Genomic DNA, 19726 nt, shown 5'->3' on the forward strand with positions numbered 1-19726 from the left:
GCATGACCCATCGCCCGCCCCGCCTGCCTGCGCTTGGCCCCCTGGCATGGGGCGGGGCCGCGCTGCTGGCCTTCACTCTGGCCGCACGGCCGGCCATGGCGGCGCCCTGGGCGGGCTTCGCGCCCGAGGCGCTGGCCCTCGCCACGGGCGGCATCTGCTTCCTGGCGGGCATCCTCCTCGCCCTGCTCGCGCATCGCCGCCGCCCGCCGCCGCCGAGCCTGAGCGCGGCCGAGCTGGAGCAGATGCGCCGCTCTGTCACCGCCTTCGCCGGCACGTTGCGCGAAGGGACCGCGATGCTGCTGCAGCACCAGCGCGAGACGCTGGAGGCGGTGGAGCGGGTCGCGGCGCACAGCCAGCAGCTCATCGCGCTGATCGCCACGGCGGAGGAACGCAGCGCCAATGCCACCGCCCGCGCCGAGATCCTCGCCACGCGCGTGGCCCGCAGCGCGGCGGCCGAGGTGAAGGCGAGCGTGGAGAGCCTGACGGCCATCTCCGCCCGCATCGAATACCAGGCGCGCGGGCTGGAGGAGGCTATTCGCCCGGTTGGCGTTCGCGCAGCTTGAGGCGCTCCATCTCCGGCACGGCCTGGCCGGCCGCGACGAAGGCCTGCTTCAGCGCCTGGAGATTGGGCGCGAAGATGCCCTCGCGATTCTGGTAGCACCATTCGCGGCTCTCGCTGGGCATGCGGAGTGAGCCCTGGAAGCGCGGCATTACCCAGCGGGCGAAGAGTTCGTAGCTGCGCAGCGTCTGCTCGCGATCCGCCCATTCATGGCTGCGGAACAGGATGCCCCCCGCACCGCCCTCGCTGAAGCCGATCAGCCGCTCGATGCCCTTCGCCACCGTGTCGGGGCTGCCGACCAGGGTGGTGCCGGCCTTCAGGCCATCTCCCAGCGGGTCCTCGGTGCGGGTCGGCGGGCGGCCCAGCGTCTCGCCGAAATAGGTCTCGGTTTCCAGCCGCTCGCCCACGCGGCATTCGCGCATCGCGCGCTCGTCATCCTCGGCGCAATGCATGTTGACGACGAGGCGCCAGTTCTTCCGGTCCATCGTCTGGCCGTGCTTCGCGGCCTCGGCCTCCGCCATGCGCCATTGCTCGGCGAGCTTCTGCGGCCCGCCGGGCAGGCCAGCGCCGAGCGAGATCAGGCCGAGCCCATGCTTGGCGGCGGCCAGCGCGCCTGAGGGCGTGGTGGAGGAGGCGACCGAGATCGGGAAGCGCGGATAGGTGTAAGGCGCCAGATGCAGGCGCGCCTGGCGCAGCTCGAACCAGTCGGTCTTCATCGTCACCGGGCCGTCGCAGGCCAGCAGCCGCATGATGGCCTGGAGCGATTCCTCCATGCGCGGGCGCTGCGTGTGGGCCTCGATGCCCATCATGTAGGCGTCGCTCACCAGGGCACCCGGGCCGCAGCCCAGCATGACGCGGCCGCGCGTCATGTGGTCGAGCTGCACGAAACGCTGCGCTACCAGGAGCGGGTGGTGATAGGGCAGGCTGGTGACGCCGGAGCCGAGGCGGATGTGCTTGGTGCGCTCGGCGGCGGCGGCGATCATGATCTCCGGGCTCGCGATCGTCTCCCAGCCGGCGGAGTGGTGCTCGCCGATCCAGGCCTCGTCGAAGCCGAGCTGATCCAGCGCCACCAGCAGGTCGAGATCGCGGCCGAGCGCCAGGGTCGGATTGTCGCCGAGGCGGTGGAAGGGGGCGAGAAAAATGCCGAAATTCAGACCAGCATGGGCCATGGGAGGTTCCTCGTATGTTGGCCGGAGCGTGGCGCGGCGCTTACCGCTTGGCAACCACCAGGGCCACGCCGACGACGGCCACCGCCGTGCCCGCGATGGCGAGCCAGGCCATCTCGTCACCCAGCACCATCCAGGCGATGAAGGCGGCGAGCGGCGGCACCAGAAAGAAGACGGAGGAGGCGCGCGCCGCCTCGCCATGGCGCAGCATGGCGAAGAGGATCGAGAGCGAGATCAGCGAATTGACGAAGACCATGTAGCCGAGGCCGATGAAGAGCCCCGGCGCCCAGTCCACCACCATGGTCTCGGTCGCCCAGGCCACCGGAATGCTCGCCACCAGCGCCACGCTGCACATGACGAGATTGGCGGTGACGAGATGCGTGGGCCGGCCCGATTTGCGCTCCAGCAGGGCGCCGGCGGTCATGACCGAGAGCGCCAGCAGCGCGAAGCCGAGGCCGAGCCAGCCGCTCGCCGCGAAGCCGGAGCCGGAGGCGATGACCATGGCCGCCCCCAGCATGCCGAGCATGAGCCCGGCCCAGCCGCGCAGCCCCACCGGCGGGTCGCCCACCACGGCCGGCGCCAGCAGCGCGACCAGCACAGGTTGCAGGCCGATCAGCAGCGCGATGGTGCCCGGCCCCATGCCATTCGCCATGGCGAGGTTCATGCAGGCGAAATAGGCGAACTGCACCAGCAGCCCCATGCGGACCAGGTGCATCAGCGTCGCCCGCTCCGGCCAGGCGGGGCGCAGGAGCAGCCAGAGTGGCAGTAGCACCGCCACCACCGTGGCATAGCGCATGACCTGCAGCGTCATCGGCTCGGCATGCGGCAGGCAGAGCTTGATGGCGGTGAAGCCGCCGGACCAGAGCGAGACGAAGAGGAAGGGCGCGGCCGTCAGCCAGGCCGGCCGCGCGCCCTTCTCGGAGATGGTTGGGCTCAACGCTCCGCCGTGCGCAGCGCCGAAGGCCCGCCATCCACCGCGACGCGGCCGGGCAGCGGCGTGAGGCGCTGGCCGTCGAAGCCGAAGCCCTGGATCTCACGCTCGATCATGTTCTGGACATAGACGCGCGTGCCGTCGCCGTTGAAGGCGACGCCCTGGCCCCAGCTGCCCATCTCGGCCTCGGCCACGCGGACCAGCCGCCCATCCTCGATGCGGAGCATCACCAGCTTGCCGCGGCCATAGAGCGGGTGGTTGGTGGCGCGCGCCGAGCCGTTGATGACCACCACCGCCACATGCCGGTTGTCGGGGCTGACCTGGATGCCCTCCGGCGTCGGGCCCACGCTGATCGTGTCCGTCACGCGGAAGGGCTCGGCCGCGAGCGAGACGAGGCTCACCGTGTCGGCATCGCCGGAGACGCGGCCGAGATTGGCCACGGCGGCCCAGCGCCCGTCGCGCGTGATGCCGAAGCCATAGGGGCGGATGCCGACGGTGATGTCGCGGCCGGCGGGCGTCACGGTCTCGCCCTCCACGCGCAGCACGGTCACCATGAAATCGCCGTCGCGGCTCACCAGGGCGAAGCGGCCATCGGGGGTGAACTGCACATGGCTGACGCCCGAGGCGGCGGGGCCCACGGTCACCGTGCCGACGGGGGCGAGCCGGCCATCGGCGATGCGGAAGACGCTGACCGTGCCCGCATTGCGGTTGGCGACCATCGCCAAGGTGCCCGCGCGGTTCACCGAGACGCCCGAGGCGCCGGCGCCGGCCTCCAGCACCTGCACCACGGCGGGCGGCGTGGCGCGCAGGTCGATCACCGAAAGCCGGTTGTCGGGGATGGTGCGCGCCGGATTGGCCGGATCCACCTTCTGCGCCGAGGCGACGAGGCCCAGCCGCTCATCCGGCGTCAGCGCGACCGAGGTGGGCGGCCCCACCACCGAATGCGGCGCCTGCACGGTCGCCACCACGCGCGGCGGGTGCTGGCCGAGGTCGAGGATGGTGACGTTGTCCGCCGGCGGGTTGGGCACGACGCGCACCGCACCGTTCTGCGACACCGCCTTGTTGTCATTGCCGGAGAGGGCGAGCTGCGCGAGGGCGGGGGTGGTGGCGAGCGACGCCGCGCAGAGGGCGGCGAGGGTGAGCTGCTTCATCTGTTCCTCCTCTGGGGTTTCTCGCCCCATGACGGGAGCCTAGGGCGGCGCGCTGCCCAGCGCCACTGCGCTTGACGCGGCCGGCGGGGGGAGGGGCATGATGCGGCCCATGCCTCGCTTCGCCCTCCGCCTTGCAGCCCTCCTGCTCCTCGCCCTCGCGCGCCCCGCGCCGGCCAATGACAGCATGGCCGCGATCGGCATCGGCGGCCTCGCGCTGGTCCGCAGCGAGGCCGTCCGCCTCGACCGGCAGGAGCTTTTCATCAGCCGCGAGCGGGTGCGTGTCGAATACCTCTTCACCAACACCACCGATCGCGACATCGAGACGCTGGTGGCCTTCCCCTTGCCGGACTTCACCCACAGCCCGGTGGAGCGCGTGCCGGATTACCGGCGGGAGCTGGATTTCCGCACGGTGGTGGAAGGCCGGCCGGTGACCTATGAGCTGGTGCAGCGGGCGCATTTCAAGGGCCAGGACATCACCGAGCGCCTGCGTGCGCTGGGCCTGCCGCTGGTGGGTGGCGAGGAATTCGAGCGCCGCGTGAACGACCTGCCCGAGCCGCAGCGCGCCGCCCTGCTGCGCGAGGAGCTGGTGATCGGCGCCCTCGAGCAGGGCCGCACGAATATCGACGAGCCGCTCTGGACCGTCAGCACCAGCGTGACGCGCCGTCAGGTGTTTCCGGCCGGGCGCAGCCTCGCGGTTCAGCACAGCTATGTGCCCTTCGCCGGTGGCTCGGTCGGTGGGCGGCTTGGGCCCGCGCGGCGCGCCTCGCCGGAATTCCAGGCATTGCGCGCCCGCTACTGCATGGAGGACGGGTTCCTGGCCGCCTTCGACCGCCGCACGCGCCCCGCCGCGCGGGGCGCCGATTACGGCGAGATCTGGCTGCAATACCGGCTGACGCCCGGCGCCAACTGGGCGGGGCCGATCCGCGATTTCCGCCTCGTCGTGGACAAGGGCGACCCGGCCGCGATCGTCAGCTTCTGCGGCGAGGGCGTGCGCCGGCTGGATGCGCGCCGCTTCGAGATGCGCCGGACGGATTTCACGCCGACGCGCGACCTCGACATCCTCATCGTCGAGTTCGTCCGGCCCTGAGGCACCGCCCGGGGCGGGGCGAAAGCCCTTGAGCGGGGCCGGGGATCAGGGCAGAACGTGCGAAGGAAACATGCTCCAGGGAGGCCACAAGGCCATGACGACACGTCGCACCGCGCTGCTGGGCGCGCTCGCCGCCCCCGCGCTCATCGCCGCACCCCGGGCGCAGGCTCAGACGCCGGAGGTGACGCTGCGGCTGCACCACTTCCTCCCGGCCGTCTCCAACGTGCATCGCCATTTCCTGATGCCCTGGGCGCAGAAGGTCAGCGCCGAGAGCCAGGGCCGCCTGCGCGTGCAGATCTTCCCCGCCATGCAGCTGGGCGGCGCGCCGCCGCAGCTCTACGACCAGGCGAAGGACGGCGTGGTGGACATCATCTGGACGCTGCCGGGCAATACGCCGGGCCGCTTCCCCTCCATCGAGGTGATCGAGCTGCCCTTCGTGGCGCATAAGCGCGCCAGCGTGAATGCGCGCGTCGTGCAGGAACTCTACGAGACGCGCTTCCGCCAGGAATTCGCCGACACGCACATCATCTGCGCCTGGGCGCATGATGCGGGCGTGATCCATGCGCGGCGCGAGGTGCGCCGGCAGGAGGACCTGGCCGGCCTGAAGCTGCGCTTCCCGACCCGCCAGGCGGGCGAGGCGCTGCGCGCGCTCGGCGCCGCGCCCATCGGCCTGCCCATCCCGCAGGTGCCCGAGGCGCTGGCGCAGGGCGTGATCGATGGCGCCGTCGTCCCCTGGGAGGTGGTGCCGGCGATCCGCCTGCATGAGACGCTCCGCAACCACACCGAGATCGCGGGCTCGCCCACCTTCTATGTGGCGAGCTTCGTCCTGGCGATGAACAAGGCCAAGTATGACGGACTGCCCGCCGATCTCCGCGGCGTGCTGGATGCCAATTCCGGCCAGGTGGCCGCCGCCATGGCGGCCAAGGTCTGGGACGAGCAGGGCCCGATCGTCGAGCAGATGGTCCGCCGGCGCAACAACGCCATCGTCGAGCTGCCGGCCGAGGAAGCCCAGCGCTGGGCCCGCACCACGCAGCCCGTGATCGACAACTGGGTGCGCGCGATGAGCGAACGCAACATCCAGGGCGGCGCCCTGCTGGAACAGACCCGCGCGCTCATCGCCCGCTACGGCCAGGGTGTGGCCTGAGCGACGCGCGCCTCCCCCGCGGCCCCATCGCCCGCCTGGCGGCGACGCTCGCCGTCTGCGGCGGGGCGGTGCTGCTGGCGACCGCGCTGCTCACCGTGGTCTCCGTCATCTCGCGCTGGCTCACCAGCCAGCCGGTGAAGGGGGATTTCGAGCTGGTCTCGCTGGGCTCCGGCCTTGCGGTGCTGAGCTTCCTCGCCTGGGGCAGCGTGACGCGGGCGAACATCCTGGTGGACAGCTTCACCGCCTGGCTGCCGGCGCGGCTGAACGGCGCGATTGATGCGTTCTGGTCGCTCGTCTGGGCCGCGACCACGCTGCTCATCGCCGAGCGCATGTGGCAGGGCATGTTCGACACCTGGCGCAACGGCATGCGGACCATCGGGCTGCTGGCGCTGCCCTATTGGTGGGCCATCGGCATCGGCGCCTTCTGCTTCGCGCTGGCCGGCATCGCCGCGCTGCTCGCCATTCCGCGCCTGCTGCGGGGCCGCGGCTGATGGCGCCGGAATTCGCGCTGGCCCTCACGGGCTTCGCCGGGCTGATGGCGCTGATCATCCTGCGCGCACCCATCGCGCTCGCCATGCTGCTCGCGGGGGCGGCGGGCTATGTCCACATCCTCGACCAGGCGGCGCTGTTCAACTACCTCAAGACCACGCCCTACCACCTGTTCGCCAACTACACGCTGAGCGTCATCCCGCTCTTCATCCTGATGGGCGCGCTGGCCGAGCGCGGCGGGCTGGCGCGGGACCTCTTCGCGGCCGCCAATGCTTTGCTGGGCCGCCGGCCTGGCGGGCTGGCGATGAGCGTGATCGGCGCGAGTGCGGCCTTCGGCGCGGTCTGCGGCAGCTCCGTCGCCACCACGGCCACCTTCGGGCGCGCGGCGCTGCCGGAATTGCGGCGCTTCGGCTATGCGCCGGGCTTCGCCACCGGGACCATCGCGGTGGGCGGCACGCTCGGCATCCTCATCCCGCCCTCGGTCATCCTCGTCGTCTATGCGATCAGCACCGAGCAGAACATCGCCAAGCTCTTCATGGCCGCGCTCATCCCGGGGCTGATGGCCACTGCCTTCTACCTCGCCGCCATCTGGCTCTGGATGAAGCTGCGCCCGGAACTCGGCCCGCCCGCCCCGCCGCTGGAGCCGGGTGAGCGCGCGCGCGCCTTCCGCAACGTGATCCCGGTGCTGGTCATCGCGGTGATGGTGGTGGGCGGCATCTATGGCGGCGTCTTCACGCCGACCGAGAGTGCCGCCGTGGGCTGCATCGGCGTGCTGCTGGTGGGCCTGCTGCGCGGCAGCCTGCCGCTGCGCGAGATCCGCGCCGCCCTGCTCGGCACCGCCGAGACGAGCGCCATGATCTTCGCCATCCTGCTCGGCGCCGAGGTGTTCAACGCCTTCCTCGCCCTCTCCCAGGCGCCGGACCTGCTGGCGATGTGGGTGACGGACCAGGATTTCCCGCCCTATGGCGTGCTGGTGGCGCTGCTGCTCACCTACATCATCCTCGGTGCCGTGATGGATGAGCTGGCGATGATCCTGCTGACGCTCCCGGTCTTCTTCCCTGTCATCACCGCGCTGGATTTCGGCATGACGACGGAGGAGACGGCGATCTGGTTCGGCATCCTCGTCCTTGTCGTCGTCGGCATCGGGCTGACGGCGCCGCCCATCGGGCTGAACGTCTTCGTCATCTCCGCCATCGCCCGCGACATCCCGATCTCCCAGACCTATCGGGGCGTCCTGCCATACCTGGCGACCGACCTGCTGCGCCTCGTCCTCTGCGTGGCCTTCCCCGCGCTCAGCCTATGGCTGGTGCGACTTCTGACCTAGGATCAGACCATGTCCGACCCCATCCCCTACGCCCGCCCGGCGCCCGGCTCCCAGCCGCCGCTGGACAGCCCGGCCTATCGCAGCACGCAATCGCGTGCGCCGCTGCTGGCGCCCATCCGTGCGCCGCACACGTTGACGGAGGCCAGCTCCCCGCGCCTCACGCCCATGCACTACCCCGTGCAGGCCGACATGTCCGTGCACAACGGCAAGGCCGCGATGGGCGAGCGCATGATCGTCGCCGGCCGCGTGCTGGACGAGGCGGGGCGGCCCGTCGCCAACAGCATGGTCGAGGTCTGGCAGGCCAATGCGGCCGGCCGCTACCACCATGTGCGCGACGACCATGACGCGCCGCTCGACCCGAATTTCGAGGGGCATGCCCGCATCTTCACCGATGCCGAGGGGCGCTACCGCTTCACCACCATCCGCCCCGGCGCCTATCCCTGGCGCAACCACCACAATGCCTGGCGGCCGGTGCACATCCATTTCGGCCTCTTCGGCCAGGGCTTCGCCCAACGGATGATCACCCAGATGTATTTCCCGGGCGACCCGCTGCTGCCGCTCGATCCCATCTTCAACACCACGGCCGACGAAGAGGCCCGCCAGCGCCTGGTCGCGCGGTTCGACCTCGAGGTGACCGAGCCCGAATGGGCGCTGGGCTATCGCTTCGACATCACGCTGCGCGGCCCGGCGGCCACACCCTTCGAAGACATGTCTGCCCAGGGGGGGGATCACCACTGATGGCCACCGCCCACCAGACCGCCGGTCCCTACTGGCATATGATCGACTTCCCCGCCTGGGCCGATGTGCTGCGCGAGGGTGGCCCGAATGCGGGCGCGCAAGGCGAGCGCATCGTGATCGAGGGCACCATCACCGATGGCGATGGCGCGCTGGTGACGGATGCCATGGTCGAGATCTGGCACGCTGACCCGGCCGGGCGTTATGACGCCGAATTCCAGGGCTTCGGCCGCTGCGCCACCAATGCCGAGGGGCGCTTCCGCTTCACGACGCTGAAGCCCGGCCCGGTGCCCGGCCGCGGCAACACGCTGCAGGCGCCGCATGTGCAGATCGCGATCTTCGCGCGCGGCCTGCTGAGCCATGTCACGACGCGCCTCTACTTCGCCGGCGAGCCGCTGAACGAGGCGGACCCGCTGCTGGCGCTGGTGCCGGCCGAACGCCGCGCCACGCTGATCGCCGAACCCACCGCCCCCGGCACCTGGCAGCTCGACATCCGCCTGCGTGGCGGCGCCGAAACCGTTTTCCTGGATATCTGATCATGCCTGTGAACCCCGCCGATTCCCCCGTGATGGGCGTGCTCTACGGCACGGATGCCATGCGCAGCGCGATGAGCGAGCGCGCCTTTCTCCAGCGCATGCTGGATGTGGAGGCGGCACTCGCCCGCGCGCAGGCGCGCCTCGGCATCGTGCCGGTCGAGGCGGCCGCCGCCATCACGCTCGCCGCCCAGGTGGACAAGCTCGACCTCCAGGCGCTGGGCGATGCCACGCGCAACACGGGCTACCCCGTGGTCGGCCTCGTGAAGCAGCTCACCGCGCTCTCGGGCCATGAGGCGGGCCGCTGGACGCATTGGGGCGCCACCACGCAGGACATCATGGACACCGCCGTCGTGCTGCAGATGCGCCAGGGCCTGGCGCTGATCCGCGCCGAGTTGATCGCGGTGATCGGCGGCTTCGCGGCCATGGCGCAGCGCCATCGCGGCACCATCATGGCCGGGCGAACCCATCTGCAGCACGCGCTGCCGGTAACCTTCGGCTACAAGGTCGCGGTCTGGCTCTCGCCCCTCATCACCATGCTGGAGCGGCTGGAGCAGCTGCGCCCGCGCGTCGAGCGCGTGCAGTTCGGCGGTGCCGCGGGCACGCTCGCCTCGCTGGGCGAGCAAGGGCTCGCCGTGCATCGCGAATTGGCGGCCGAGCTTGGCCTCGCCTGCCCGGACATCCCCTGGCATGTGGCGCGCGACGGCTTTGCCGAGGCGGTGTCCTTCCTCGGCCTGCTCAGCGGCGCGCTGTCGAAGATCGCGACCGACGTGATGCTGCTGATGCAGACCGAGGTGGGCGAGGTGAACGAGCCGCATGTGACAGGGCGCGGCGGCTCCTCCACCATGCCGCAGAAGCGCAACCCGATCGCCTGCGAGTACATCCTCGCGCAGTCGCGCGGCGTGCATGCGCTGGTGCCGCAGATGATGGCGGCGATGGCGCAGGATCTGGAGCGTGGCACCGGGCCCTGGCAGGCCGAGGCGCTGGCGATCGGCCAGGCCTTCAACCTGACCCATGGCGCGCTGGCCCAGGCGCGCTTCCTGGCCGAGGGGCTGGTGGTGGATCCCGCCCGCATGCTGCGCAACCTGGCCGCGACGGGCGGGCTGATCGCGGCCGAGCAGGTGATGATGGGCCTCGCCCCCATCCTGGGCCGTGGCGAGGCGCACCACATCGTCAACCGTGCCTGCGACCTCGCCATCGCCCGCGGCATCCCGCTGGTGACGGCGCTGGAGCAGGATCGCGAGATCGCGGCGCGGGTGGATCCGGCGCGGCTGCGCGCGCTGTGCAACCCGGAGAATTATCTGGGGAGCGCCACGCTCTTCGTGGACCAGGTGCTGGCCCGCGTGGCCACGCGCTGAAAAGACATCGTGCCGCGACGCGCTGGGAAGACGCGTGGCGGCGCGCTGACAAAAGCCCCGCGCGGCCCCGGAACCGGGGCCGCCGGGAGGAGCGGCCTCAGCCGCGTTCGGCCATCGGCTTGTAGTCGCGCGCGCCGGCGCCCGTGTAGATCTGGCGGGGACGGCCGATGCGCTGGCTCGGATCCTCGATCATTTCCTTCCACTGGCTCACCCAGCCGACGGTGCGCGCCACGGCGAAGATCACGGTGAACATCGAGGTCGGGATGCCCATCGCCTTGAGGATGATGCCCGAATAGAAATCCACGTTCGGGTAGAGCTTGCGCGAGATGAAGTAGTCGTCCGTCAGCGCGATGCGCTCCATCTCCATCGCCATGTCGAGCAGCGGCTCGTCCTTGATGCCGAGCTCGGCCAGCACCTCGTGGCAGGTCTCCTTCATGATCTTCGCGCGGGGGTCGAAGTTCTTGTAGACCCGGTGACCGAAGCCCATGAGCTTCACGTCGGAATTCTTGTCCTTCACCTTCTCGATGAAGGCGGGGATTTTGTCCGGCGTGCCGATCTCGGCCAGCATCTTCAGCACCGCCTCATTCGCACCGCCATGGGCAGGACCCCAGAGCGCCGCGATGCCGGCGGCGATGCAGGCGAAGGGGTTGGCGCCCGTGGAGCCGGCGAGGCGCACGGTCGAGGTGGAGGCGTTCTGCTCATGGTCGGCGTGCAGGACCAGGATGCGGTCCATCGCGCGCTCCAGCACCGGGGAGACCTCGTAGGGCTCGGCCGGGACGGTGTTGAGCATGTAGAGGAAGTTGGCCGCGTAGCTCAGCTTGTTCTGCGGATACACGAAGGGCTGGCCGAGCGCGTACTTGTAGGCCATGGCGGCGATGGTCGGCACCTTGGCGATCAGCCGGAAGGCCGCGACCTCGCGCTGGCGCGGATCATTGATGTCGAGGTTGTCGTGGTAGAAGGCGGCCAGCGCGCCGACCACGCCGCACATGATCGCCATCGGGTGCGCGTCGCGGCGGAAGCCGTCGAAGAAGCGGCGGATCTGCTCGTGCACCATCGTGTGGTAGGTGACGTCCTTGCGGAACTTCTCGAGCTCGGCCTTGTTCGGCAGATCGCCGTTCATCAGCAGGTAGCAGACCTCGATGAAGTCGGACTTCTCGGCCAGCTGCTCGATCGGGTAGCCGCGGTACATCAGAACGCCCGCATCGCCGTCGATGTAGGTGATCTTGCTCTCGCAGCTCGCCGTCTCGCCGTAGCCGGGGTCGTAGGTGAAGATGCCGAGGCTCGAATAGAGCTTGCGGATGTCGGCCACCTGCGGGCCGAGCGTGCCGCCGAGCAGCGGCAGGGTCGTGCTGCTGTTGCTGCCCTCGATGGTGACGGTGATCGAGCCGGTCTTGCTCATGGTGCGGCCTTCCTCAACAGGTTGGGGGCGCGGGGCGTAAGCCGCCCGCGCGATGTTGCATTGCAGTGTAGGCAGGTCAGCAGACTTGTCCATCCGACTCTCGCCGGCGGATCGTCCTGCATGTCATGCGAAGGTGAAAACGGGGTGCACGCCCCCGCCTCTGGGCTCAGTGGCCGCGGCGCCAATGCGCGGGCGGCTCGAAGCCGCCGGTCCACAGGCCGCGCTGTGCCTGGCGCGCGGCCGTCTCATATTGGGCGAGGACGGGGACGGCGCCGGAATCGGCCAGCGCCCAGCCTGCCGCCACCATGGAGGCGTTGAGGTCGATGGTGCCGGCGCGGCAGGCGCCCAGCGCCCGGCCGAAGCGGTCCCGGCCCGCGACGCGGCAATCCACCGCCCGCTCACCCACAAGATCCGCCAGGACGGCCGCTGCGGCGGTGCCGCAATCATAGAGGCGGCCCTGCGCGTCGGTGCAGAATTGCCCGCGCTCCGGCGCCTCGACGCCGTGCAGGCGGAGCATGCGGTCACCCAGGCGAAGCGTGTCGCCGTCCACGATGCGGATCTGCGCATTGGGGGTGGACCAGTCCTGGCTGCCGGGGGCGGAGCCCATCAGCTGGCCGGGCAGGCCGAGCGACACCAGGCCACCGCCCAGAAGCGCCGTCGCGCCCACCACGAAGGCGCGGCCCCAGCGGCGGGGCGAGCGGGTGGGTTTGTAAATTTTCCGGCGGCGCATGCAGGTTTGGTTAAACCACCATCAAGGGCCCTGGCAACCCGCTTGTTTCGCCATATTACAAATCGTGGTTTTCCGGTGACTTCCAGAACGGGCCGGCCTTCCGCAGGCGGTTCCAGGCCGCGATCGCGGCGATTCGGCTCCCCTCCGCGCGCCCTGCCGCGAAGCCCGTGACCGTGCCGATCGCGAATCCGCCCGCCCCCCGCCCGGCCAGCCGGCGCGCCAGCTGCGCCGCCACCGTCGCGTCATTGGCGAGGCCCAGCGCCTCCTGCAGCTCGGCCAGGCGCCGCGCGAAGCGCCGTGCGGCGCGGCCCGGCCAGAGGGCGGCGAAGGGCTCGGCCGCGTAGCGCAGGCGCTTCGCGTCGAGGCGCATCTCGTGCAGCGCGGTCGCGTCCAGCTCCGCCATGGCGGAGCCGGCCGCCTTCAGCCGCTTCCAGCGCTTGCGGAGCACCCCGGCGGCGAAGGGGGCAAGCGGCGGGTCGGGCGTGGCCGGGGCCTGGAGAAGGCCAAGCTGCATCCCGCGCAGGATCGCCACGCGAAAGCCGGGGGAGGCCAGGAACTGCCCGAGCGCCGCATAGGCGGCGTCGCGCTCCCGCCCGGCGGCGGCCAGCAGGCGCTTCACCCGGGCATCGCCGTCCAGCGCCGCCAGGGTCCCGGGGCCGATTCCCGCGAGGAATACGTCCCAGTCGCGCGCAGCGCCGAGCGCCTGGGCCACCTCGCGCAGCTGCCCGTCCCATGCGCGCCAGGCGGGCCCGTCCAGCACCGGCCGGAAGAGCCGGAGCAGCGAGCGCAGGCGCCGCAGCGCGACGCGCGTCTGGTGCACGCCGCGCGGGCCGGCGCCCGGGCGGCAGCCGGGCGACTCGGCCAGGATCACGTCGAGCAGATGGGCGAGGGCAGCGCGGAAGGCGGCGTGGCTGGTCTCGGCCCCCGCGAGGCTCGCCGGGCCCTGGCGGCGGGGGCGGGGCGGGCGGCTCTCGGCCAGGGCCAGCGCCGCCTCGTCCAGGCCGTGATGGGCGGGGAGCAGCGGCAGGGCCTCGGCCAGTTCGGCTGCAAGGGCGAGCACCTCGGCCGGCTCGCCCTCCAGCACCAGCCGGGCGATGCGCTGGGCCTGGCCGCCCGCCTCGATGCGCCCCTCGATCCAGGTGACGCCGGTGGCCAGGACGGCGCGGCGGCCGGTGAAGCGGGCGAGCGGCAGGGCCGCGGCATCGGCGGCCACCGGCTGGGGCGGCGGGAGCATGCCGGGCCAGGCCGGCATGCCCTCGGGCGGCAGGGGGGTCACCGCGTGCCAGCTTCGGTTGCGCCGCGCGAGGAGGGGGGCCTCCGCGCCCTCGGCGCGCAGCCAGGTGACCCGGTGCGGCTGCCAGCGCGGCGCCGCGAGGCGCGGATGCCGGGGGCAGCGCGGGGGCGCGGCCCCCGGTGTCTCCCAGGGGGCCAGCTCGAGGATCAGGCCGCCACCTCCGGCAGGTCCCGGGGCGCGACGAAGCGCACCAGCCGGCCGCCGCCATCCTGCAATTGTCGCCAGGGGCCCGCGATGGTGAATTCGGCCAGCGCCCCGGTCGGGTAGCCCTCGGAGAGGCGCCTTGCATGCACGCCGCCCAGCGCCGCCCCGGCCGGGCCCATCAGCGCGAGCCCCAGCTCATGCAGGCCCGGATTATGGCCGATCAGCAGCACCGAGCGCGCCGTCTCCGGCATGGTCCGCAGCGTGTCCATCAGGCGCTGCCACGGGGCGAGGTAAAGGTCGTCCATCACCTCGATGATGGGCGAGCTTTCCATGGGCTGCAGCGCCTCCAGCGTCTGCAGCGTGCGCCGCGCGGAGGAGACGAGGACGATGTCGGGCGCGAGGCCCAGCTCCTGCATCTGCGCCGCCATGGCAGCCGCCGCCTGCCGCCCGCGTGCGTTGAGCGGGCGGGCGTGGTCGGAGAGCATCGCGTCATCCCAGGAGGATTTGGCGTGCCGGAGCAGCAGGAGCTGGCGCATGGCACGGCGATGATGGCACGCCTCCGCCCGCCTGTCCCGTCCCCTTGAGGGCCGGGGCTTCCCGAATGGGCGGATGACACCACCTCTGCGGCCTCTTCGCGGGAGTGTGGAATTTTCATGACGGAGCGGGTGTTGATCCTGGGGGCCACGGGCGGCGTGGGTGCCGCGCTGGCGCGGCGGGTGGCGGCGCGCGGCGCCCGGCCCGTGCTGCTGGCACGCGATGCCGGGCGGCTCGCGGCGCTTGCCGCCGAATGGCCGGGCGCCGAGAGCGTGGTGGCGGACGTGACCGATGGCGCGGCGCTGAAGGCCGCGATCCAGGGGCTGGGCGGGCCGCTCTCGGGCCTCGCCTTCTGCGTCGGTTCGATCCTGCTGAAGCCCGCGCTGCGGACCACCGAGGCGGAGATGATGGACACGTTCCGGCTGAATGCGGTGGCGGCGGCCCTGGCGGTGCAGGCGGCGGCCCCCGCGCTTTCAGCCGCGGGCGGCAGCGTCGTGCTGTTCAGCACGGTGGCGGCGCGGACGGGCTTCACCAACCACCTCGCCATCGCCGCGGCCAAGGCGGCGGTGGAGGGCATGACGGTCGCGCTGGCCGCCGAACTCGCCCCCGCCATCCGGGTGAACTGCATCGCGCCCAGCCTCACCCGCACCGCCATGGCCGAGCCGTTGACGCGGAACCCGGCCATGGCGGAGGCGATCGCGCGTCTGCATCCGCTGCCGCGCCTGGGGGAGGCGGATGACATTGCGGCGATGGCCGATATGCTGCTCTCGTCCGCCGCCGGCTGGATCACCGGCCAGGTGATCGCGGTGGATGGCGGACGCTCCACCCTCCGCACCAAGGCCGGATGACACATGATCGCACGACGCAACCTGCCGATGCTGCTGGCACCGCTGGCCGCGGGCCCCGCCCTCGCGCAGGCGCCGGCCGATTATCGCTGGCGCGTCATGCGCAACGGCACGGCGATCGGCACGCACAACATCAGCTTCACCGAGCGCGGCGGCGAGCGGATCACCGTCTCCGAGAATCTCGTCACGCCGCGCGTCATGGGCGTGGTGGTGTTCCGCTACGAGCATCGCCTGACCGAGGTGAGCCGCGGCGGGCGCTTCGTCTCGGTGCGCTCCAGCCTCAACCGCAACGGCGCCATCACCGAGGTGGAGGCGCAGGCCGGGGCGCAGGGCGTGACTCTGCGCGGGCCGGAGGGGGCCTTGAACCTGCCGGCGCAGGCCGTGCCGCTCGCCTGGTGGGAGCCGCAGCGCTTCGGCGGTTCCGTGCCGCTCTTCGGCACCACCACCGGCAAGCCGCTCGACCTGCGCTGGACGCGCGAGGCGCTGGGGCAGGGGGTGCGCTGGCGCACGGCGGGCGAGATCGAGGCCGTGCTGGAATTCGACGCCTCGGGCCGCTGGACCGCCTATCAGGTCAAGGGCGATGACGGCAGCACCGTGATCTATGCCGCGGCCTGACCCCGAGTCGCCCTGCCTGAGGCTCGTCCTGGGCGACCAGTGCTCGGCCTCGCTCTCGGCGCTCGAGGATCTCGACCCCGCGCGGGACGTGGTGCTGATGATGGAGGTGCGGGGCGAATGCACCTATGTGCCGCATCATCCGCAGAAGATCGCGCTGATCCTCTCCGCCATGCGGCATTTCGCCCGCGCGCTGGAATCGCGCGGCGTGCGGGTGGACTACATCCGCCTGGATGACCCGGCGAACACGCAGGGCTTCTCGGGCGAGGTGGCGCGCGCCGTGGCCCGCCACAAGCCCGCCCGCCTCATCGCGACGGAACCCGGCGAATGGCGGGTGCGGCAGGAGATGGAGGGGTGGGAGGCGGCGCTCGGCCTGCCGGTCGAGATCCGGGACGACACGCGCTTCCTGGCCGATCTCGGCTTCTTCCGCCGCTGGGCGCAAGGGAAGAAGCAGCTCCGCATGGAGTTCTTCTACCGCGAGATGCGCCGCGCCACGGGCTTCCTCATGCAGGGGAGCGAGCCCGAGGGCGGCGCCTGGAACTATGATGCGGAGAACCGCAAGCCGCTGCCCAAGGGCCTCGTCCCGCCCGCGCCGCCCCGCTTCGCGCCGGACGGGATCACCCAGGAGGTGACGGCGCTGGTCGCGCGCGAATTCCCCGCGCATTTCGGCAGCCTCTCGGGCTTCAACTGGCCGGTGACCGCGGCCGAGGCGCGGCGCGCGCTCGATTCCTTCATCACCGAGCGCCTGCCCCGCTTCGGCGACTACCAGGACGCGCTGGCCGAGGGCGAGGCGACGCTGTTCCACAGCCTGGTCTCGACCAGCCTCAATATCGGCCTGCTGCTGCCGCGCGAGGTCTGCGCGGCGGCCGAGGCCGCCTATCGCGCGGGGCGCGTGCCGCTGAACGCGGCCGAGGGCTTCATCCGCCAGGTGCTGGGCTGGCGCGAATACGTGCGCGGCCTCTACTGGTTCAAGATGCCGGGCTATGGCGCGACCAATTCGCTGGGCGCGCATCGCCCGCTGCCCGGCTTCTACTGGCGGGGCGATTCCGGAATGCGCTGCATGGATGCGGCGATCGGCCAGACGCGCGACCTCGCCTATGCCCACCACATCCAGCGCCTCATGGTCACCGGCAATTTCGCGCTGCTGGCGGGGATCGACCCGCTCCAGGTGCAGGAATGGTACCTCGCCGTCTATGCCGATGCCTTCGAATGGGTGGAACTGCCCAACACCCATGGCATGGCGCTGCATGCCGATGGCGGCGTGATGGCGAGCAAGCCCTATGCGGCAAGCGGCGCCTACATCAACCGCATGGGCAATCATTGCGCCCGCTGCCGTTATGATGTGAAGCGCGCGACGGGCGAGGGCGCCTGTCCGTTCAACTTCCTCTACTGGGATTTCATCGCGCGCCACGCGGAGGATTTCGCCACGAATCCGCGCATGGCCATGCCGCTGAACGGGTTGCGGAAGATGGCGCCGGAGAAGCTCGCCGCGATGCGGGTGGAGGCCGGCAAATTCCTGGAGAGAACGTCATCCTTGCCTTGACCTGCGGGGCCCCGCGCGGTTGAAGGGATCCAACGCAGGAGAGTTCCGCCGATGCCCCATACCCCCCGCCGCAGCCTGATCCTGGGGGCGCTCGGCGCCCCGCTCCTCTCCGCACCCGCCCTGGCCCAGGCCTGGATGCCGAGCCGCACGGTCCGCATCGTGGTTCCCATCGCGCCGGGCGGTGCGAATGACATCATCGCCCGCCTGATGGCCGAGCGGCTGCAGCCGATCCTCGGCCAGACCGTGGTGGTGGAGAACCGCCCCGGCGCCGGCGGCAATATCGGCGCGCAGTCGGTGATCCAGGCGGAGAAGGACGGCCACACCTGGCTGCTCACCTCGGCCAATGTGCTCACGGCCAACACCTATCTCTACGGCAACCGCATGCCCTTCGTGCCGCTGCGCGACTTCACGCCGGTCACGCGCGTGGGCATCGGCACGCTGCTCTGGGTGGTGAACGCCCAGCGCCCCTGGCGGACCTTCCAGGAGCAGATCGAATTCGCCCGCCGCAACCCGGGCCGCGTGACCATGGGCAGCAGCGGCACCGGCACCATCAGCCACCTCTTCTTCGAGCGCGTGAAGCGGCAGACCAATGCCGACATGACGCATGTGCCCTATCGCGGCGGCGGCCCCGCCATCCAGGACCTCATCTCGGGCAATATCGACATGATGTTCGACGTGATGCCCGCCCTGCTGCCGCATGTGCGCGAGGGCCGCTTCCGCGCGCTCGCCGTGGGCAGCGCGGGGCGCGTGGACTACGTGCCCGAGATCGCGAATGTGCCGAGCATGGGCGAATTGCTGCCCGGCTCGGGCATTGATGCGCTGAACTGGTGGTGCGTCGTCGCCGCGACCGGCACGCCGGAGCCCGCGATCGCCACCATGCATGGCGCGATCGCCCGCGTGCTGGCGATGGAGGAGGTGCGCACGCGCCTGCTCGGCCTCACCATCCAGCCCATGCCGGATGCGACGCCCGCCGCCTTCGGCGAGTTCTGGCGTTCGCAGGTGCCGGTCTGGCGCGAGCTGGTCGAGGCTTCGGGCGCCGTCGCCGAATAGGCGGCGGACCTGCCGCCCGGCGGATTGTCGAAAAATCAGAGACATTTCACTTTTTCGGCGTCGCGGTTTGTGATTTGGTTCTCCGCCTTCGGAGAATCTGAATGACCGCCCTTTCGCGTCGCGCGCTGCCTTCCCTCGCCTGGCTCGGCCTCGCGACTCCTGCCCTCGCCACCCGGCCGCCGCTGCGGGTGATGCTCACCTTCGCCCGCGCGGAGGATGGCGGCCCGCTGCTGCAGGCCATCGGCCGCGCGGCCGGCCAGGAGCTGGGCCGGCCGGTGGAGATCGAATCCGTGACCGGCGGTGCGGGGTTGGAGGCCGGGGTCGCGCTGCTCGCCGCGCCGGCCCATGGCGACACGCTGCTGGTCAGCACCTCGGCGCTGTTCACCGGCCTGCCCGGCGTGGCGCTGCCCTTCCGCCCGCGCGAGGACTTCCAGCCCATCACGCGGATCGGGATGTCGCCGCTCGTCGGCTGCGTGCCGGCTTCAAGCCCCTGGCAGGATGCGGCCGCCGCGCGCGCGGCGCTGGCGGCCGACCCCGGGGCGGTGCCGCTGGGCACGCCGGGGCAGGGCTCGCTCAGCCACCAATGCCTCATCCGGATCTGGCGCGAGCTGACCGCGGGTCCGATGCCCGCCCCGCGGCATTACGAGGCGGGCGGCAACGTCCTCATGCTGGCCCTCGCGCGGGGCGAGGTCGGCTTCGCCCTGCTGCCGGCCGCCGCCGCCGTGCCGGGAATCCAGCAGGGCCGCCTGCGGCCGCTCTTCGTCACCAGCGGCCATCGCGCCGTCTGGACGCGGGAGCTGGAGCGGGTGCCCACCTTGGCCGAGCTGCGCCCCGACTTCCGGCTGGAGGTGATGGAGTGGTGGGGCATCGTGGCGCGCGCCGGGCTGCCGGCGGGCGATGCGGCGCGGCTGAACGCCGCCTTCGGCCGCGCCCTGGAAGCCCTGCCGATCCGCAACGGCATGCTGGCCAATGGCGTGCTGCCGAACCCCGACCCGACGCCCGAGGATTTCGCGCGGTTCTGGGATGCCGAACTGCCCCTGCGCCAGGCCTTCATCGCCCAGCTCGACTTGCAGGGGAATTGACGCGGCGGGATGCTGC

Annotated in this window: 20 protein-coding genes; 13 read left to right on the top strand and 7 right to left on the bottom strand. The window is 71.4% G+C overall.

The window, feature by feature from the left end:
• Nucleotides 1-2 precede the first annotated feature (2 nt).
• Nucleotides 3-563, top strand: a complete 561-nt coding sequence (locus R9Z33_RS09550) for a hypothetical protein (RefSeq protein ID WP_318651061.1) — start codon at nucleotides 3-5, stop codon at nucleotides 561-563.
• On the opposite strand, the gene R9Z33_RS09555 is transcribed toward R9Z33_RS09550, so the two are convergent.
• Genes R9Z33_RS09555 through R9Z33_RS09565 form a run of 3 tightly spaced genes read right to left on the bottom strand, consistent with a single transcriptional unit; the run spans nucleotide 532 to nucleotide 3807 of the window.
• A complete protein-coding gene (locus R9Z33_RS09555; RefSeq protein WP_318651062.1) occupies nucleotides 532-1728 on the bottom strand; it encodes an LLM class flavin-dependent oxidoreductase in 1197 nt (398 codons plus the stop codon). The genes R9Z33_RS09550 and R9Z33_RS09555 overlap by 32 nt on opposite strands.
• A gap of 40 nt (nucleotides 1729-1768) precedes the next feature.
• Nucleotides 1769-2662, bottom strand: coding sequence for a DMT family transporter (locus R9Z33_RS09560; protein ID WP_318651063.1), 894 nt, complete (start codon nucleotides 2660-2662; stop codon nucleotides 1769-1771).
• Nucleotides 2659-3807 carry a lactonase family protein gene (locus R9Z33_RS09565; RefSeq protein WP_318651064.1) on the bottom strand — a complete coding sequence of 383 codons (1149 nt, stop codon included), beginning with the start codon at nucleotides 3805-3807 and terminating at the stop codon, nucleotides 2659-2661. Before R9Z33_RS09565 ends, R9Z33_RS09560 begins: the two co-directional genes overlap by 4 nt.
• 109 nt (nucleotides 3808-3916) lie before the next feature.
• Here R9Z33_RS09565 and R9Z33_RS09570 point away from each other — a divergent pair, with 109 nt between their 5' ends.
• The 7 genes from R9Z33_RS09570 (at nucleotide 3917) to pcaB (ending at nucleotide 10477) form a co-directional block, all read left to right on the top strand.
• Complete coding sequence (locus tag R9Z33_RS09570) at nucleotides 3917-4894, top strand: DUF4424 family protein (protein ID WP_318651065.1); 978 nt, start codon at nucleotides 3917-3919, stop codon at nucleotides 4892-4894.
• A gap of 94 nt (nucleotides 4895-4988) precedes the next feature.
• Entirely contained in the window at nucleotides 4989-6038 is a 1050-nt protein-coding gene (locus R9Z33_RS09575) for a TRAP transporter substrate-binding protein (RefSeq protein WP_318651066.1), read from the top strand.
• A gap of 68 nt (nucleotides 6039-6106) precedes the next feature.
• Nucleotides 6107-6529, top strand: coding sequence for a TRAP transporter small permease (locus tag R9Z33_RS09580; protein ID WP_318651067.1), 423 nt, complete (start codon nucleotides 6107-6109; stop codon nucleotides 6527-6529).
• Nucleotides 6529-7851, top strand: coding sequence for a TRAP transporter large permease (locus tag R9Z33_RS09585; RefSeq protein ID WP_318651068.1), 1323 nt, complete (start codon nucleotides 6529-6531; stop codon nucleotides 7849-7851). Before R9Z33_RS09580 ends, R9Z33_RS09585 begins: the two co-directional genes overlap by 1 nt.
• A gap of 9 nt (nucleotides 7852-7860) precedes the next feature.
• The gene (gene pcaH / locus R9Z33_RS09590; protein ID WP_318651069.1) at nucleotides 7861-8589 is read left to right on the top strand and encodes a protocatechuate 3,4-dioxygenase subunit beta; all 729 of its coding nucleotides are present in this window, start codon (nucleotides 7861-7863) and stop codon (nucleotides 8587-8589) included.
• Complete coding sequence (gene pcaG / locus R9Z33_RS09595) at nucleotides 8589-9122, top strand: protocatechuate 3,4-dioxygenase subunit alpha (protein WP_318651070.1); 534 nt, start codon at nucleotides 8589-8591, stop codon at nucleotides 9120-9122. Before pcaH ends, pcaG begins: the two co-directional genes overlap by 1 nt.
• A 2-nt stretch (nucleotides 9123-9124) precedes the next feature.
• A complete protein-coding gene (gene pcaB / locus R9Z33_RS09600) occupies nucleotides 9125-10477 on the top strand; it encodes a 3-carboxy-cis,cis-muconate cycloisomerase (protein WP_318651071.1) in 1353 nt (450 codons plus the stop codon).
• A 97-nt stretch (nucleotides 10478-10574) separates the two neighbouring features.
• On the opposite strand, the gene gltA is transcribed toward pcaB, so the two are convergent.
• From gltA to R9Z33_RS09620, 4 genes are all read right to left on the bottom strand, one after another.
• A complete protein-coding gene (gltA, locus tag R9Z33_RS09605; protein ID WP_318651072.1) occupies nucleotides 10575-11876 on the bottom strand; it encodes a citrate synthase in 1302 nt (433 codons plus the stop codon).
• Between the two features lie 166 nt (nucleotides 11877-12042).
• The gene (locus R9Z33_RS09610; RefSeq protein ID WP_318651073.1) at nucleotides 12043-12606 is read right to left on the bottom strand and encodes a thermonuclease family protein; all 564 of its coding nucleotides are present in this window, start codon (nucleotides 12604-12606) and stop codon (nucleotides 12043-12045) included.
• A gap of 55 nt (nucleotides 12607-12661) precedes the next feature.
• Complete coding sequence (locus R9Z33_RS09615; protein WP_318651074.1) at nucleotides 12662-13882, bottom strand: CHAD domain-containing protein; 1221 nt, start codon at nucleotides 13880-13882, stop codon at nucleotides 12662-12664.
• Between the two features lie 164 nt (nucleotides 13883-14046).
• Nucleotides 14047-14580 carry a SixA phosphatase family protein gene (locus R9Z33_RS09620; RefSeq protein WP_318651075.1) on the bottom strand — a complete coding sequence of 178 codons (534 nt, stop codon included), beginning with the start codon at nucleotides 14578-14580 and terminating at the stop codon, nucleotides 14047-14049.
• A 117-nt stretch (nucleotides 14581-14697) separates the two neighbouring features.
• Between R9Z33_RS09620 and R9Z33_RS09625 the strand changes: the two genes are divergently transcribed.
• The 5 genes from R9Z33_RS09625 (at nucleotide 14698) to R9Z33_RS09645 (ending at nucleotide 19710) form a co-directional block, all read left to right on the top strand.
• The gene (locus R9Z33_RS09625) at nucleotides 14698-15426 is read left to right on the top strand and encodes an SDR family NAD(P)-dependent oxidoreductase (RefSeq protein WP_318651076.1); all 729 of its coding nucleotides are present in this window, start codon (nucleotides 14698-14700) and stop codon (nucleotides 15424-15426) included.
• A 3-nt stretch (nucleotides 15427-15429) separates the two neighbouring features.
• Complete coding sequence (locus R9Z33_RS09630; RefSeq protein ID WP_318651077.1) at nucleotides 15430-16038, top strand: DUF6134 family protein; 609 nt, start codon at nucleotides 15430-15432, stop codon at nucleotides 16036-16038.
• Nucleotides 16025-17578, top strand: a complete 1554-nt coding sequence (locus R9Z33_RS09635) for a cryptochrome/photolyase family protein (RefSeq protein ID WP_318651078.1) — start codon at nucleotides 16025-16027, stop codon at nucleotides 17576-17578. The genes R9Z33_RS09630 and R9Z33_RS09635 overlap by 14 nt, the downstream gene beginning before the upstream one ends.
• A gap of 51 nt (nucleotides 17579-17629) precedes the next feature.
• A complete protein-coding gene (locus R9Z33_RS09640) occupies nucleotides 17630-18628 on the top strand; it encodes a Bug family tripartite tricarboxylate transporter substrate binding protein (protein WP_318651079.1) in 999 nt (332 codons plus the stop codon).
• A gap of 101 nt (nucleotides 18629-18729) precedes the next feature.
• Nucleotides 18730-19710 (top strand): Bug family tripartite tricarboxylate transporter substrate binding protein, encoded by a 981-nt coding sequence (locus R9Z33_RS09645; protein ID WP_318651080.1) that lies wholly within the window; start codon nucleotides 18730-18732, stop codon nucleotides 19708-19710.
• The last annotated feature ends 16 nt before the right edge of the window (nucleotides 19711-19726 follow it).

Origin of the sequence: Sediminicoccus rosea, assembly GCF_033547095.1 — a bacterium.
GTDB lineage: Bacteria > Pseudomonadota > Alphaproteobacteria > Acetobacterales > Acetobacteraceae > Roseococcus > Roseococcus rosea.